Origin of the sequence: Rheinheimera sp. MM224 (genome assembly GCF_947090785.1) — a bacterium.
Taxonomy (GTDB): Bacteria; Pseudomonadota; Gammaproteobacteria; order Enterobacterales; family Alteromonadaceae; genus Pararheinheimera.
The window spans coordinates 2,612,526-2,625,853 of sequence record NZ_OX352320.1; the positions used below are offsets into that span (position 1 = coordinate 2,612,526).

At 46.3% G+C, this 13,328-nt stretch carries 15 protein-coding genes; 3 read left to right on the top strand and 12 right to left on the bottom strand.

Annotated features, from left to right (window positions below; translation table 11 throughout):
- Positions 1-22: 22 nt before the first annotated feature.
- Entirely contained in the window at positions 23-493 is a 471-nt protein-coding gene (locus tag OM978_RS12320; RefSeq protein ID WP_264342508.1) for a DUF1456 family protein, read from the bottom strand.
- A 135-nt stretch (positions 494-628) separates the two neighbouring features.
- Between OM978_RS12320 and OM978_RS12325 the strand changes: the two genes are divergently transcribed.
- Together OM978_RS12325 and OM978_RS12330 are read left to right on the top strand one after the other, a co-directional pair.
- Positions 629-1,102 (top strand): NYN domain-containing protein, encoded by a 474-nt coding sequence (locus OM978_RS12325; protein WP_264342509.1) that lies wholly within the window; start codon positions 629-631, stop codon positions 1,100-1,102.
- Between the two features lie 94 nt (positions 1,103-1,196).
- Positions 1,197-1,538, top strand: a complete 342-nt coding sequence (locus tag OM978_RS12330) for a zinc ribbon domain-containing protein YjdM (protein WP_264342510.1) — start codon at positions 1,197-1,199, stop codon at positions 1,536-1,538.
- 61 nt (positions 1,539-1,599) lie between these two features.
- Here the strand turns inward: OM978_RS12330 and OM978_RS12335 are convergent, their stop codons facing one another.
- A complete protein-coding gene (locus tag OM978_RS12335) occupies positions 1,600-1,947 on the bottom strand; it encodes a GFA family protein (protein ID WP_264342511.1) in 348 nt (115 codons plus the stop codon).
- A 175-nt stretch (positions 1,948-2,122) separates the two neighbouring features.
- On the opposite strand from OM978_RS12335, the gene OM978_RS12340 reads away from it, so the two are divergent.
- Complete coding sequence (locus OM978_RS12340) at positions 2,123-3,865, top strand: DUF4153 domain-containing protein (RefSeq protein WP_264342512.1); 1,743 nt, start codon at positions 2,123-2,125, stop codon at positions 3,863-3,865.
- A gap of 33 nt (positions 3,866-3,898) precedes the next feature.
- On the opposite strand, the gene OM978_RS12345 is transcribed toward OM978_RS12340, so the two are convergent.
- The 10 genes from OM978_RS12345 to OM978_RS12390 all read right to left on the bottom strand — a co-directional run bounded on the left by OM978_RS12345 (position 3,899) and on the right by OM978_RS12390 (position 13,179).
- On the bottom strand, positions 3,899-4,603 hold the full coding sequence (locus OM978_RS12345) for a polysaccharide deacetylase family protein (RefSeq protein ID WP_264342513.1): 705 nt from the start codon (positions 4,601-4,603) through the stop codon (positions 3,899-3,901).
- On the bottom strand, positions 4,596-5,471 hold the full coding sequence (locus OM978_RS12350; protein WP_264342514.1) for a sterol desaturase family protein: 876 nt from the start codon (positions 5,469-5,471) through the stop codon (positions 4,596-4,598). The genes OM978_RS12345 and OM978_RS12350 overlap by 8 nt, the downstream gene beginning before the upstream one ends.
- Positions 5,472-5,495: 24 nt before the next feature.
- Positions 5,496-6,023 (bottom strand): GNAT family N-acetyltransferase, encoded by a 528-nt coding sequence (locus tag OM978_RS12355; protein WP_264342515.1) that lies wholly within the window; start codon positions 6,021-6,023, stop codon positions 5,496-5,498.
- Positions 6,020-6,445: a hypothetical protein gene (locus tag OM978_RS12360; RefSeq protein ID WP_264342516.1), complete on the bottom strand. Its 426-nt coding sequence runs from the start codon at positions 6,443-6,445 to the stop codon at positions 6,020-6,022. The genes OM978_RS12355 and OM978_RS12360 overlap by 4 nt, the downstream gene beginning before the upstream one ends.
- A 68-nt stretch (positions 6,446-6,513) precedes the next feature.
- Positions 6,514-7,275 carry an SDR family oxidoreductase gene (locus OM978_RS12365; RefSeq protein WP_264342517.1) on the bottom strand — a complete coding sequence of 254 codons (762 nt, stop codon included), beginning with the start codon at positions 7,273-7,275 and terminating at the stop codon, positions 6,514-6,516.
- Between the two features lie 38 nt (positions 7,276-7,313).
- Entirely contained in the window at positions 7,314-8,204 is an 891-nt protein-coding gene (mmsB, locus tag OM978_RS12370; RefSeq protein ID WP_264342518.1) for a 3-hydroxyisobutyrate dehydrogenase, read from the bottom strand.
- Between the two features lies 1 nt (position 8,205).
- Positions 8,206-9,357: an enoyl-CoA hydratase/isomerase family protein gene (locus tag OM978_RS12375; protein ID WP_264342519.1), complete on the bottom strand. Its 1,152-nt coding sequence runs from the start codon at positions 9,355-9,357 to the stop codon at positions 8,206-8,208.
- Between the two features lie 10 nt (positions 9,358-9,367).
- Positions 9,368-10,141, bottom strand: a complete 774-nt coding sequence (locus OM978_RS12380; protein WP_264342520.1) for an enoyl-CoA hydratase — start codon at positions 10,139-10,141, stop codon at positions 9,368-9,370.
- Between the two features lie 202 nt (positions 10,142-10,343).
- Complete coding sequence (locus OM978_RS12385) at positions 10,344-11,501, bottom strand: acyl-CoA dehydrogenase family protein (protein WP_264342521.1); 1,158 nt, start codon at positions 11,499-11,501, stop codon at positions 10,344-10,346.
- Positions 11,502-11,682: 181 nt separating this feature from the next.
- Complete coding sequence (locus tag OM978_RS12390) at positions 11,683-13,179, bottom strand: CoA-acylating methylmalonate-semialdehyde dehydrogenase (protein ID WP_264342522.1); 1,497 nt, start codon at positions 13,177-13,179, stop codon at positions 11,683-11,685.
- Between the last annotated feature and the right edge of the window lie 149 nt (positions 13,180-13,328).

A 13,328-nucleotide genomic window follows, 5' to 3' on the forward strand; every position in this document is an offset into this window, starting at 1 on the left:
GTAGCTTTTAACTTTGAGAGCTTTAGTCTTCAGAGCTTTCGCGGTATTTGATCTGCACAGCTTTAATAAAATTACGCAGAATTTGATCCTGACACTGACGGAAATGGTGGTGATCAGCACGGCGGAAAAATGCACTTAATTCAGGTTTACTGATACGAAAGCCAATATCCGTCATCATTTGCACTATGTCATCGTCTTTTAAATCCAGCGCAATTTTTAACTTACGGAAAATAATATTGTTGTTTAAACGGCTTTCCGGCACTGGCTGCTCGCCATCTTTACGACCACGTTTTTCAATGATCAGGCCATTCAAGAAATTGGCTAACGTCTCGTCATCACAAGGCTGGAAGGCTTCGTCTTCATCTTTTTTCAGCCAGTCACTGACCTGGGCCCGGCTGGCAGTTAAACCGGCATGGGCAAATAAATTCATCATTTGTTGATCGCCAAAATCAAAGGCGTAACGTAAACGGCGTAAAACATCGTTGTTATTCATAAAAATTCGCAAAGCGCTCCAGTCAAGTTGCAGACATTTTAACAGACACAAAGCGATGCCTGCTGATTTTCTTTCGCGGTTTCAAACAGATGCCATGCTATAGTCCATTCAGTCTTCATTTTGGCTTTGCTTTCTATGGAAAAAATCGCAGTTTTTGTCGATGTACAAAACATCTACTACACCACCAAACAGGCCTATGGCCGCTCTTTTAACTACCGTAAGTTCTGGCAACTGCTGCAGCTTAGGGGCGAGATTAGTTACGCCTACGCTTATGCCATTGATAAAAAAGATGATCAGCAGATTAAATTTCAGGATGCTTTGCGCCATATAGGTTTTGAAGTGAAACTCAAACCTTTTATTCAACGCGCCGATGGCTCAGCTAAAGGCGACTGGGATGTAGGTATAACCATTGATGTGCTGACTTTAGCCGCAGAAGTTGACACTGTGGTACTGCTGTCTGGCGATGGCGATTTTGATTTACTGTTGCAGGCTGTTTACAAGCAACATGGTGTCGATACTGTGGTCTATAGCGTACCAGGTTTAACTGCTCAATCCTTGCAACAAAGCTGTGCAGTATGGCGACCTATTGAAACGGACTTATTACTCTAAGCCCTATAAAACCCATCAAAACCCTGTAAAAAGTAGGGCCTTTCGGCTACAATGCCGGCCTTTTCAAGCCCTACAGCAATTAATCAGGAACACCATGAGCCAGTTACCCGCCTGCCCACAATGCAGCTCTGCATACGCCTACGAAGACAATAACCTGTTGATATGCCCTGAATGTGGTCATGAATGGTCAGCAAACGCCAGCACAGATGCAACAGAAGGCGACAAAGTGATCCGTGATTCAGCAGGCAATGTATTGCAGGATGGCGACACAGTGACTGTCATTAAAGACTTAAAAGTCAAAGGCTCTTCTTTGGTAGTCAAAATTGGCACTAAGGTGAAAGGCATACGTCTGGTCGAAGGCGATCATGATATCGATTGTAAAATTGATGGTTTTGGCGCTATGAAGTTAAAGTCTGAATTTGTCAAAAAGCAGTGATTTAACCACCAAAGGGGCCGAATCCGGCCCCTGACTCTTAGTTTTGAAGCCTTACCATTGTTTAGCTATGCTTACCATCGTGTTTATGGATCTCTAATGCATCCAAATCTATATCCTCCAAACAACGCAGATTAATAGCGGCCACTTCATTGCCTTCAGGATCTGTGCCTAAAGCAAAAGGTGAACAACCGCAGACAGGACAAGTCTGGTGTTTGATGGTATGAGTATGAAAGGTGTAAACGGTGAGTGGATGATCGGTTTTAAGCATAGTCAGATTGCTGCCTGGCACAAAGCTCAACAAATAGCCTTTTCTGCTGCAAATCGAACAGTTACAGCTTAAAGCGGAGCTGATCTCTGCTTCCACCTGATAAGCTACAGCACCACAATGACAACTGCCCTGATAAAGCATAATGATCCCTTGTTTGTGTGTTTTACTCTGTACACTATGACGCAATTCATTTATTTTTCAACCTGTAGCCGGGCGGGATCTGACGCAGTATTTGTTTTAAATTTATTCAAAATAACAACAGGCTAAACTAACCTCGGCGCACTCGGCCCTTTGCGCCTAACTTCAGGGACGATTTATGTCAAACCCACACCAATTGCCAACTCCTATTATGCTGTTGCTTGCTTTAGTGCAAGGCTTGTCACTTTATCTTTTGCATCAATCGATCAGCTTTGATTTTTGGCCATCGAACCAGCCGCAGTGGCTATTTTGTTTTTATACTCTGGTTGTCGTGGCGCCTGTGACTTTATTACTATCACTGGAAAAAGGACATGAGCTAAAGTTAGCCCTACGCTTAGGTGCTTTTGCACTTGTTGCTGCTGTTTTGGGTTTTTATGCCGGTTTACAGGCGATACCACTGGAACAGATCAGTTATCAGCCTGTGCTTTTTGCCTTTATTTTCTCTATGTTACTCGCCAGTTTTAAAGCCTTGTTGTATATCCAGCAACTGAGTTCTGGCTCCGCTCTGAGCTACAGCGCGCTATTCCTGTATTCATGGCGTAATTTTTTAACCCTGAGCTTATCCTTACTTTTCACCCTGGCCCTATGGGCAGTTTTAATGCTGTGGGCAGCGTTGTTTGAAGTGATCCAAATCGACTTTTTTGACGATTTATTTGCAAAACAATGGTTTTACTACCCTACGCTCAGTCTAGCCTTTGCTTTTGGCATTATTATTTTCCGCAATCAGGCTGGGGTCATTGACACCATTACCCGAATTCAGCAGGCGCTGATGAAGTTTTTACTGGTGATCCTGGCTCTGGTTTCCGTGCTCTTTATGCTGGCTTTGCCTTTTACCGGTTTAACACCGCTGTGGAAAACAGGGCACGGTAGTTTACTGATTTTATGCCTGCAGGCATTGATGCTGTTTTTCCTCAATGCCGTGTATCAGGCCGACGCCGATAGCCGCCCTTACCCACTCTGGTTACATAGAGCCATTTATGCAGCTGTCGCCTTATTGCCTGTGTATAGCCTGATCGCCTGTTATGGCCTGATGCTGCGGGTAGAACAATATGGTTGGAGTGTCAGTCGCTGCTGGGGCTTGGTGTTATGGGCAATACTGGCTTTGTTTTCTGTAGGTTACCTCTGGGGTATTCTGAAAAAACGCGATTTGTGGCTACAACATTTAAGTTGGATCAATGTTCGAATGGGATTGGTGTTGCTGGCCGTGATGCTGCTGGTGAACTCCCCTCTGATAGATTTTCGCAAAATCACAGTACAAAGCCAGCTGGCGCGGCTTGAAGATGGCAGAACTCTTTTGGCCGATTTTGACCTTCACTATTTCCGTTACGAACTGGCTAAACCCGGCTACGACGCTTTGCAGCAGTTAAAAGCTCAATATGGTGAAAGAAACCCGGCTTTGACCCTGCGTATTGATGCTCTGTATCGCAAAGATATGCATAACGAAACCACGGAGCAAAACAGCAAGGACCAACTGCAGCAACTGCTGGTCGCGTTGAAGTTACCGGATCATGTCATTTTGCCTCCGGCATTAAAACAAGCCTTAGCAGATTGGCAAAAAGATCATCACTGGCAGTTAAGTTATATCAGCCAGTATCATTTGCGTCCTATCGACTTAAATACAGATGGGGTGCAGGACTATGTGCTTCTGACTTACTCCCATGACTCTATTGACGCAACCTTGTTTAGTTTAGAGGGTGAAAAATGGCAACGTTCAGTACTGAGCCAACAGTTTTCCGAGGCTAAATCTACCCCACAGGCGGAGCCACGACTTGAGACATTGGAGTTAAAAGCTATTCCTCCGCAATGGCCTTTGCTTCAAATTGGCGGGAAAAAGTTTCAGGTTCAGGCAGTACAAAACTAATCTGACGCAGCATTAGCGCAGAATGAGCGTAGTTTATTGCGCAGCCAATAGTTCTGACAGGGTGACCATACGGTAACCCTTTTCTTTTAAGCCTTTGATGATTAGAGGCAAAGCCGCGCGGGAAGCTTCGCGGTTTTTGTACATTAAATGCAGTAACACAATGGAGCCGGGTTTTACCTGCTCCAGCACCTCTGTCGCCATAGTCTGAGGATCTTCAGAGTCTTCATCAAAAGTCTCTGGCGCTACATCCCAGGTAATACTGGTTCTGTGGGTGTTTGCCAGATACCAGGGCAGCAACACCAGTTTCTTACCATATGGGGGCCGGAACAAAATCTCACCTTCAAAACCTGCGGTACGAATTTGTTGATCTGTGCCTTCAAGTTCACGGTTAATCTCGTCCAACGACATAAAGACCATGCGCTGATGAGACCAGCTGTGATTACCAAGCTGATGACCTGCCGCAACAATTTGTTTGGCCTGCGTCATATAACGCTGAGTATCAGCCCCAGTGACAAAAAAGGTGGCTTTGACCTGATACAAATCCAACAGCTGCAAAACACCAGCAGTGTAATGTGGCGTTGGGCCATCATCAAAAGTTAAAGCCACCAGTTTTTGTTCTGTGTCCACTTGGTATATCAGCTCACCAAACAGCTGAAACTTCACGCTGGAAGAAAGTTTCCAGATAACAAAGAACAGGACTGCTAACACCAACAATAGCTTTAGCACCAGCTTATTCATTGCCTTCCTGCTCCTTTCCTTGTTTTTTGTTGTTCGATACACACAATTCAGAAAATGCCTCTGGTGGACCAAACAGCAGTTTATGTTTATTACGCCAGCCTTTGAGCTGTGGCCATAACATCAGAATTTTGCGCCATTCATAAAAAGTGATAGTGATGGGATTATTCGACTGAAAATCGTCGGTAATGCCATAACGACAGGCTTCGTGTTCTGGTACAAAAGTACCAAAAAGTCTGTCCCAGATCACTAAAACACCGGCATAGTTGCGGTCTATATACTGAGGGTTGCAGGCATGATGCACGCGATGCCAGGCTGGCGTATTTAACACCCAGCCCAACATGCCCCAGTGTTTACCTGACTGGGTATGAACAAAAAACTGAAAAGCTAAATTGATGGCCACTACAGCCAGTACCAACTGCACTTCAAACCCCAGCAGCACCAGTGGTAACCAAAATAACCACATGCCAGAAATCGGGTAAGTTAAGGACTGGCGAAAGGCCGTGCTGAAATTCATTAAACGTGAGCTGTGATGCGCCACATGAGAAGCCCATAACCAGCGCACACGATGGGAGCAGCGGTGAAACCAGTAATACAAAAAGTCCTGGGCGATAAAAAGTAAAAACAAATTCAGCGCTGAAAACTCAATAGAAAACAAGGCGAACTGCGATAACCATAACATTAGAGGCAACAGCACCAGCAAAGCAATAAAATCGCCAGCCTGATGCAAAGCGGCTAAACCAAAGTTAGCTGCTGTATCACGCCATTGGTACAGCGTCTTGCCACGTTTTTCGCTATAAAGCCATTCAAAGGCAATAAAGATGAAAAAAACCGGGCTCAGTAGCAACAAAATAAATTCAACTGGGATCACACTGTTACTCCTGTGCCGTCATTTTTAAGCTGTTTTTTTGTAAATTAAATCTGCAAAAAACTTATCACCTATCTGATAGCCATTATGCTGACGTTCAATCAGGCTAAAACCACATTTTTCCAGCACGCGGCCTGAACCAACATTGCCTTCGGTGACCACCGCCTGCCACTGCTTTATACCCAGTGTAGTTCCATAATCCAGGCAAGCTTTTAACGCCAAAGTCGCATAACCTTTGCCAAAAAACTCTGGTAAAAACAGATAACCCACTTCGGCGGTTAAAGGCACGTCAACGTCCAAATCCAGGCAATGAAAACCACAGACACCTGTCGCAGCGCCACTTTGCTTTTCAACAACCACCAGACTCAACCAATGCAGATCACCGGCTTGCCAGGGTTGTAACCGTTCATCAAAGCGCTGACGAATTTGCGCATCAGATAACGGATCTGCCACATACTGCAGCACTTGTTCATGGCGATGCAGCTCAAGGAATAAAGGCCAGTCTGTTTCAGTCAGCAAACGAAGTCGTAAACTGCCAGCATCCAGAGGTTTCATGGTTGACCCTGTACTTCTGTTTTAGTGCTATGGTCTGGATTCTCTTGCTGACTGTCTTTTTGACTACCTTGTTGATAGTCCCAGATTCCATGCTCTTCCAGCAATACTTTGCCAGAGCTACCCATCACCTGTAACAACCCCGACTCATGCACCAGATAACGAATACGACCATTCTTGAACTGATAACCTAAAAAACGGCATGGCGTGACCCCATCAGCACAAAGACTATGCCAGGCCGTACCTTTTAATTCGATGCTGGCCCCCGATACTTTAGAAGTGCCTTTGTACAGCACCTGTTGACACTGCACTTCACCTTCAGGACAGAGTTGCTGAATTTCGACTTTGTAATTCGGAGTATCCAGTTGCTGTGCAGAGGTAAAAGCGGAAAGAACAAGCAGCAACAGAAAAAGCATAAGTTTCATCAGAAAGGTTCCTGTAGATAATTCGGGTCAGAGTAAAGGCTTAATTTTACTCTGACCCGAATGAAAAGCTACATACTAATACCGCCATCCACTTCAACTACGCGGCCGGTAAAGAAGTCATTTTCAAAAATGTATTTGGCCGTATGAGCAATTTCTGTTGCTTCGCCTAAACGCCCTACCGGCTTCATGGCGACTAAACGATCACGGGCTTCAGGTTTCATCGCATCTGTCATAGCAGTGCGGATCACTCCTGGTGCTATAGCGCCAACACGAATGCCGTAACGACCTAATTCACGAGCCCAGGTCACAGTCATAGCGACTACACCAGCTTTGGAGGCTGCGTAGTTGGTTTGGCCCATATTGCCTGAACGGGCTACGCTCGACATATTGATAATCACACCTTTACGGCCTGATTTCACCATTAAAGCCGCCGCTTCACGGCCACACAAAAATACACCTGTTAAGTTCACATCAATGACAGACTGAAACTGTTGATGCGACATTTTGCTAACCAGTTCACCATCTTTAAATTTCAGCAATAAACCGTCACGCAAAATACCGGCATTGTTGATCAGGCCATCAATAGCGCCAAAATCTGTGGCAATAGCGGCAAAAGTCGTTTCGACACTTTCTTCATTGGCGACGTTACAGACATAAGTACGCACAGTTACACCAGTGGCTGACAACTCATCTTTAGCTGATGCCAGTTGCTCTGCATTCATATCCAGCAAAGCTAAATGAGCGCCTTCAGCAGACAACATACGGGCCATTTCTAAACCCAGGCCCTGAGCTCCACCTGTCACTACTATGATTTTGTCTTTTAAATTCATTATCTTATTACCTGCAAAAACGGCTAGCCTCAGAACTCTTAGTTCTTTTTGGCAAACATCTTAAAAATACCGGAGAAATCTTCTTTGCCGTGGCCCTGACGCTGATGCGCTACATAGAGGCTACGGGCTAAAGTGCCCATAGGGGTACTGGATTGGCTGGACAATGCTGTTTCTGTGGCTAAAGACAAATCTTTTGCCATTAAATCCACCATAAAGCCGCCCTGATAACCATTACTCGACGGTACATTGGGCATCACATCAGGGCATGGATTATACAGCTCTAAAGTCCAGTTGCGGCCAGAACTTTTCAGCATAATATCGGATAAAACTTTTGGATCCAGACCATTGTCTATGCCCATTTGCAGTGCTTCACTGGTGCCAAGCATTAACACAGACAACAGCATATTGTTGCAAATTTTCGCAACCTGGCCTGCGCCCACATCTCCGGCATGAAACAGGTTTTTGCCCATCACAGACAACACAGGTTCGGCACGGTTAAAGTTTTGCTCTGAACCACCGACGATAAAAGTCAGAGTACCGGCTTTCGCACCGCCTACCCCACCTGATACAGGCGCATCGATAAAAGCTATACCCTGCTCTGCCAGTTCAGCACCTACTTTGCGGGCTGTGGTTGCATCAATAGTAGAGCAATCAATCACCAGCGTATCTTTGCCAAGCACTGAAGCTATGCCTGTCTCGCCTGTGTACACCATAGCGACATGCTTACCAGCGGGCAGCATAGAAATAACAAAATCAGCCCCTGTGGCCGCTTCGGCTGCAGAAGTGCAGGCTTTAGCGCCTTCAGCTGCCAGTTGAGCTAAAGCAGTTTCGGATAAATCAAAAGCCTGAACCTTAAAACCTGCTTTTAATACATTGCTGGCCATTGGGCCGCCCATATTGCCTAAACCAATAAATGCAACTGTACTCATATTAATGCTCCAATGAACCTAAGTGTTGTAATGGATGTAAGTCAGCGGCCCATGGGGAATGAAACAGCTGATTAATCACATCAGCAGGCACGTCAGACACAGTTTTATAACGCCAGTTTGGCTTTTGATCTTTGTCGATCAGCAGTGCCCGCACCCCTTCGGTAAATTCGCCCAGTTTGCCGCACTGCACACTTAAGCCCAGCTCCAGCCGGAACGAATCTGCCAGAATTTTGCTTTGGCCCAGTTGTAATAAGCGATAGACAATATGAGCGGTGATAGGGCTGCCGTAATTCAACGAGGCTTTAGCTTTGGTTAGCCAGGCGTCTTCGTTAGGCATGGCAAGAATAAGCTCAACGGCCTGTTGCAACGAGGTAGCACGACCTACAGCACTGATAGAAGCCTGATGTAAACGAATTTGACTCGGTGGCATCTGACTGCGGCACATATCTTCCATGCCAAGTAATAAGTCAGTTAGCTTTTGATGATTCAGCGCTATGGTATTGCCCCATTTCACCTGGGTTAATTTATCCAGCACAGCGGCTTTTTTATCATGAGTTAAAAAATGGTCGGCTAAATCGATGAGTTTGGCATCGGCTGAATTGATGGATGCGCCCGTTAGGCCGAGGAATAAACCACAGCCTTCCGGCATACGGTTTAAAAACCAGCTGCCACCCACATCAGGGTACAAACCTATGGCCATCTCTGGCATCGCAATACGGCTGCTGGCCGTGACTATACGATGTGACGCCCCCGCCATCAGGCCTAAACCGCCGCCCATCACTATGCCATTGCCCCAGACCAGCACAGGCTTGTCGAAGGTATGGATTAAATAATCAAGATTGTATTCTTTAGTGAAAAAGTCTTCGACATAAGGCTGGTAGGTATCAGGGGCTGCTTTCATCGCCTGATACAAATCGCGGATATCGCCACCAGCGCAAAAGGCTTTATCGCCAGTGCCCTGCAGCACAACCAAGGCTATATTTTTGTCGTTTTTCCATTGTTGCATTTGCGGTAGCAACAACTCAACCATAGGCAAACTCAGCGCATTCAGCGATTTCTCTGAGTTTAACGTGGCGATACCAATAATTTTTCCGCCGACACAGGCGACTTCTTCAAACAGCACAACGTCCTGCTGGATTGTGGTTTCTGTCATTCTATTTACCTTATCCGTTAATCCAGCTGGCTTTACGTTTTTGTAAAAAAGCCTGCACCCCTTCGACTTGATCTTTGGTATCAAATAACTTTACAAACAGCTCCCGCTCTAAAGGCAAGGCGGTTTGTATTGGCGCGCTACGACCTTTTTGGATCAGTTGTTTACAGGCGGCCACTGCAGGAGGGCTTTGTTCTGCGACTTTATCAGCCAGCAGTAAAGCCGCTTCCAGTGCCATGCCGGTGCCGACCACTTCTTCGACTAAACCTATCTGTAAGGCTTTGTCGGCGCCAATTCGTTCCCCACAGAGGATCATACGTTTAGCCCAACCTTCGCCGACCAAAATCGCCAGATTCTGAGTACCACCGGCACAAGGCAATAAACCTACTTTGGCTTCAGGTAAAGCCATTTGCGCCTGAGTTTCAGCAATACGGATATCACAAGCTAAGGCGACTTCGAGGCCACCGCCCATAGCATAACCATTGATCGCAGCAATAGAGACGCCACGAAAAGCTGTTAAGGTTTCAAAAGCTTCACCAAAAATGGCTGACATATCAGCAGCCACAGCTTTGTCACCAGAGGCAAACAGATTTAAATCAGCACCAGCAGAGAAGAATTTCTCACCTTCACCTGTGATCACTAGGGCATAAATATTTTTATCCTGGTCCAAAGATTTCACCGCATCACGCAATTGCGTCAGAGTGTCTTTGGTCCAGGTATTGGCAGGAGGATTTGCCATGGTAATTAAAGCGGTATGGCCGCGTTTTTCGAGTTTGAGTTGTGCCATAAAATCTCCTTTTAAACCGGGCTTCACCGGTTAGCTTTTTACCGAAAGTCCCGCGCACTGCAACCCTAAGTAATTGGAGTTGTAGCGCGGCGGCAAGCGCACGAGCCCCCAGGAGCATAGTAGTCCTATGTGACTGGGGCGTGCTTTTATCTATAATCAGGCAGCCAACAAAGCTGCGGCTTCAAGTACGACGGGCTTAGACTTACAGTATGTCGTTTGCTGCTTCGTCCAATAACCGACGACCAATAATCAACCGCATAATTTCATTGGTGCCTTCCAGGATCTGATGCACCCGAACATCACGGAAATGCCGTTCCAGCGGGTATTCTTTGATATAACCATAACCGCCATGAAGTTGCAGCGCCTGATCACACACCTGGAAACCTACATCTGTGGCAAAACGTTTGGCCATAGCGCAATAGGCTGTTTTTTCCGGGTCGTCCGCATCCAGTTTAAATGCGGCTAAACGCACCAACTGACGGGCAGCTACCAGCTCTGTTGCCATATCAGCCAGTTTAAACTGCAATGCCTGAAACGCAGCTAACGGCTTACCAAACTGCTGACGTTCCAGCATATAGTTTCGGGCGGTATTTAAGGCTTGCTGCGCTGTACCGATAGAGCAAGTCGCTATATTAATACGGCCGCCGTCTAAACCTTTCATGGCAAAACCAAAACCTTCACCTTCGTTGCCGAGCAGGTAATGAGCCGGGATACGCACATTATCAAAAGTGATTAAACGGGTTGGCTGCGCATTCCAACCCATTTTCTCTTCAGCTTTACCGTAAATAACGCCTTGCGCGTCCGCTGGTACTATAAAAGCGGAAATGCCTTTAGGACCTGCTTCACCAGTACGTGCCATCACCACTAAAACTTCAGTTTCGCCAGCTCCCGAGATAAACATCTTAGAGCCGTTTAATACATAGTGATCACCGTCTTTTTTTGCGCTGGTGCGTAAAGAAGCTGCATCAGAACCTGAACCTGGCTCAGTTAAACAATAAGAAGCCAGCTTTTCGCCTGTGACTAACTCCGGGCACCACTGGGCTTTCGCATCTTCAGTGCCCCAGCTTGCGATCATCCAGGTCGCCATATTATGGATGGTTAACATGGCAGTTGTTGCAGTGCAGCCCATCGACAGCTGTTCAAAAATAATGCTGGAATCTAAACGGGATAAACCCAGGCCACCTTGATCTTCAGGTGTGTATAAAGAACAAAAACCCAGCTCACCTGCTTTTTGGATCACGTCTTTTGGAAAATGATGATCCCGATCCCAAGCTGCTGCATGCGGTGCCAGCTCTTGTTCAGCGAATTGTTTGGCGACCTCAACAAAGGCCTTTTGATCGTCTGTTAAATTAAAATTCATCACATCACCCTGAGGTTGGCAGCAGAGCAGTGTCTATTGCACTTTGATAGGTCTGCCGCTTTGGTCTTCATGCGTTTATACGCATTTAATCTGGCTTGGTTGTTTGCCTTAAGGTTTTTTCCCCAGGCTTTTTTTAAAGAAGCGCCCTGCTTTAACACAGAACGCTTTTATCCTGCACTAATTAACGCAGGTTAATTGACATATTTGGGCCTGACACCGGAATGGAGTCATCAAACCAACGCGCCGTAATAGTTTTGGTTTCTGTGTAGAAACGTACCGCTTGTTTACCATAAGCATGTTGATCGCCGTAGAACGAGCCTTTCCAGCCAGTGAAAGAGAAAAATGGCAGAGGCACAGGAATTGGAATATTAATACCGACCTGACCTACTTCAATTTCATGCTGATATTTACGCGCTGCAGCACCGCTGGCGGTGAAAATAGAAGTGCCGTTGCCGTATGGGCTGTTGTTGACAAGCTCTATGGCTTCATCCAAAGAGGCAGCGTTAACAGTCGCCAGCACTGGACCAAAAATTTCTTCTTTGTAGATGGTCATCTCTGGTGTGACATCACTAAACACTGTGGGGCCAACCCAGTTGCCGTTTGGATAACCAGCGACTTTGACGTCTGAGCCATCCACTAAACAAGTGGCGCCTTCTACTTTTCCTTGTTCGATTAAAGACAAAATACGGGCCTTAGCCTGAGGACTGATTTGTGGACCGTAAGCAGCTTCAGGATCTGTATACACACCAGGGCGAACTTTGGCGATAGCAGCAGCCACTTCAGGGATCCACTGCTGCGAATCACCAACAAAAACAGCCACAGAAATAGCCATACAACGCTGACCTGCAGCGCCAACTGAAGCACCAACCAAGGCATTGATCACTTGTTGTTTATTGGCATCTGGCATCACCACCATATGGTTTTTGGCACCAGCAAAAGCCTGCACACGTTTTAAATGATCAGTACCAGTTTTATAGATGTACTGACCCACATTGACAGAGCCAACAAAAGAAATAGCTTTGATGTCCGGGTGACGTAATAACACATCGACCTGTTCTTTATTGCCATGCACCACCTGTAACACGCCTTTTGGTGCACCAGCTAACGCAAAGAGCTCAGCGATTTTATTCACTGTCATTGGATCTTGTTCAGAGGGTTTCAGAATAAAAGTATTACCGCAGGCAATAGCCATTGGGAACATCCACAGCGGGATCATAGCCGGGAAGTTAAATGGCGTAATACCAGCACAAACGCCTAAAGGCTGAATGTAGCTGTAAGTGTCAATGCTGCGCGCTACGTTTTCAACCGTCTCGCCCATCATTAAAGAAGGAATATTGGCGGCTTGTTCCACCACTTCAATACCACGCCAGACGTCGCCTTTGGCATCTTCCACTGTTTTGCCTAATTCACGGCAAATAATGTCAGCAATTTCAGCCTGATGTTCTTTTAACAAATGCGCAAAACGCATCATTAAACGTGCACGTTCTGACACCGGCACTTCTTTCCAGCTTTTAAAAGCTTCTTTGGCTGATGCGATGGCAAAAGCCATTTCTTCTGCAGTAGTGCAAGGCACCTGCGCTATCACGTCCTGAGTCGCAGGATCTGTAACCGGAATAAAACGTTCGGACTTGGACGGGACAAATTCACCGTTGATAAATAACTGAACCTGATGGGCCATAATACTTCTCTCCCCTTTATAGCCTTCGTACTTGACGCCACAGCGGCGTTGACTGCGCTGCTCGCCCCAGTCACCCATCCCTCATTGAAAAGGGACAACTATGCTCCTGGGGTCTCGCTCGCTTGCCGCCTTGCTGCAACACCAATTAC

Coding starts and splice junctions, on each gene's coding strand:
- OM978_RS12320 (WP_264342508.1), bottom strand. CDS start 493: ATGAATAACAACGATGTTTTACGCCGTTTACGTTACGCCTTTGATTTT.
- OM978_RS12325 (WP_264342509.1), top strand. CDS start 629: ATGGAAAAAATCGCAGTTTTTGTCGATGTACAAAACATCTACTACACC.
- OM978_RS12330 (WP_264342510.1), top strand. CDS start 1,197: ATGAGCCAGTTACCCGCCTGCCCACAATGCAGCTCTGCATACGCCTAC.
- OM978_RS12335 (WP_264342511.1), bottom strand. CDS start 1,947: ATGCTTTATCAGGGCAGTTGTCATTGTGGTGCTGTAGCTTATCAGGTG.
- OM978_RS12340 (WP_264342512.1), top strand. CDS start 2,123: ATGTCAAACCCACACCAATTGCCAACTCCTATTATGCTGTTGCTTGCT.
- OM978_RS12345 (WP_264342513.1), bottom strand. CDS start 4,603: ATGAATAAGCTGGTGCTAAAGCTATTGTTGGTGTTAGCAGTCCTGTTC.
- OM978_RS12355 (WP_264342515.1), bottom strand. CDS start 6,023: ATGAAACCTCTGGATGCTGGCAGTTTACGACTTCGTTTGCTGACTGAA.
- OM978_RS12360 (WP_264342516.1), bottom strand. CDS start 6,445: ATGAAACTTATGCTTTTTCTGTTGCTGCTTGTTCTTTCCGCTTTTACC.
- OM978_RS12365 (WP_264342517.1), bottom strand. CDS start 7,275: ATGAATTTAAAAGACAAAATCATAGTAGTGACAGGTGGAGCTCAGGGC.
- mmsB (WP_264342518.1), bottom strand. CDS start 8,204: ATGAGTACAGTTGCATTTATTGGTTTAGGCAATATGGGCGGCCCAATG.
- OM978_RS12375 (WP_264342519.1), bottom strand. CDS start 9,357: ATGACAGAAACCACAATCCAGCAGGACGTTGTGCTGTTTGAAGAAGTC.
- OM978_RS12380 (WP_264342520.1), bottom strand. CDS start 10,141: ATGGCACAACTCAAACTCGAAAAACGCGGCCATACCGCTTTAATTACC.
- OM978_RS12385 (WP_264342521.1), bottom strand. CDS start 11,501: ATGAATTTTAATTTAACAGACGATCAAAAGGCCTTTGTTGAGGTCGCC.
- OM978_RS12390 (WP_264342522.1), bottom strand. CDS start 13,179: ATGGCCCATCAGGTTCAGTTATTTATCAACGGTGAATTTGTCCCGTCC.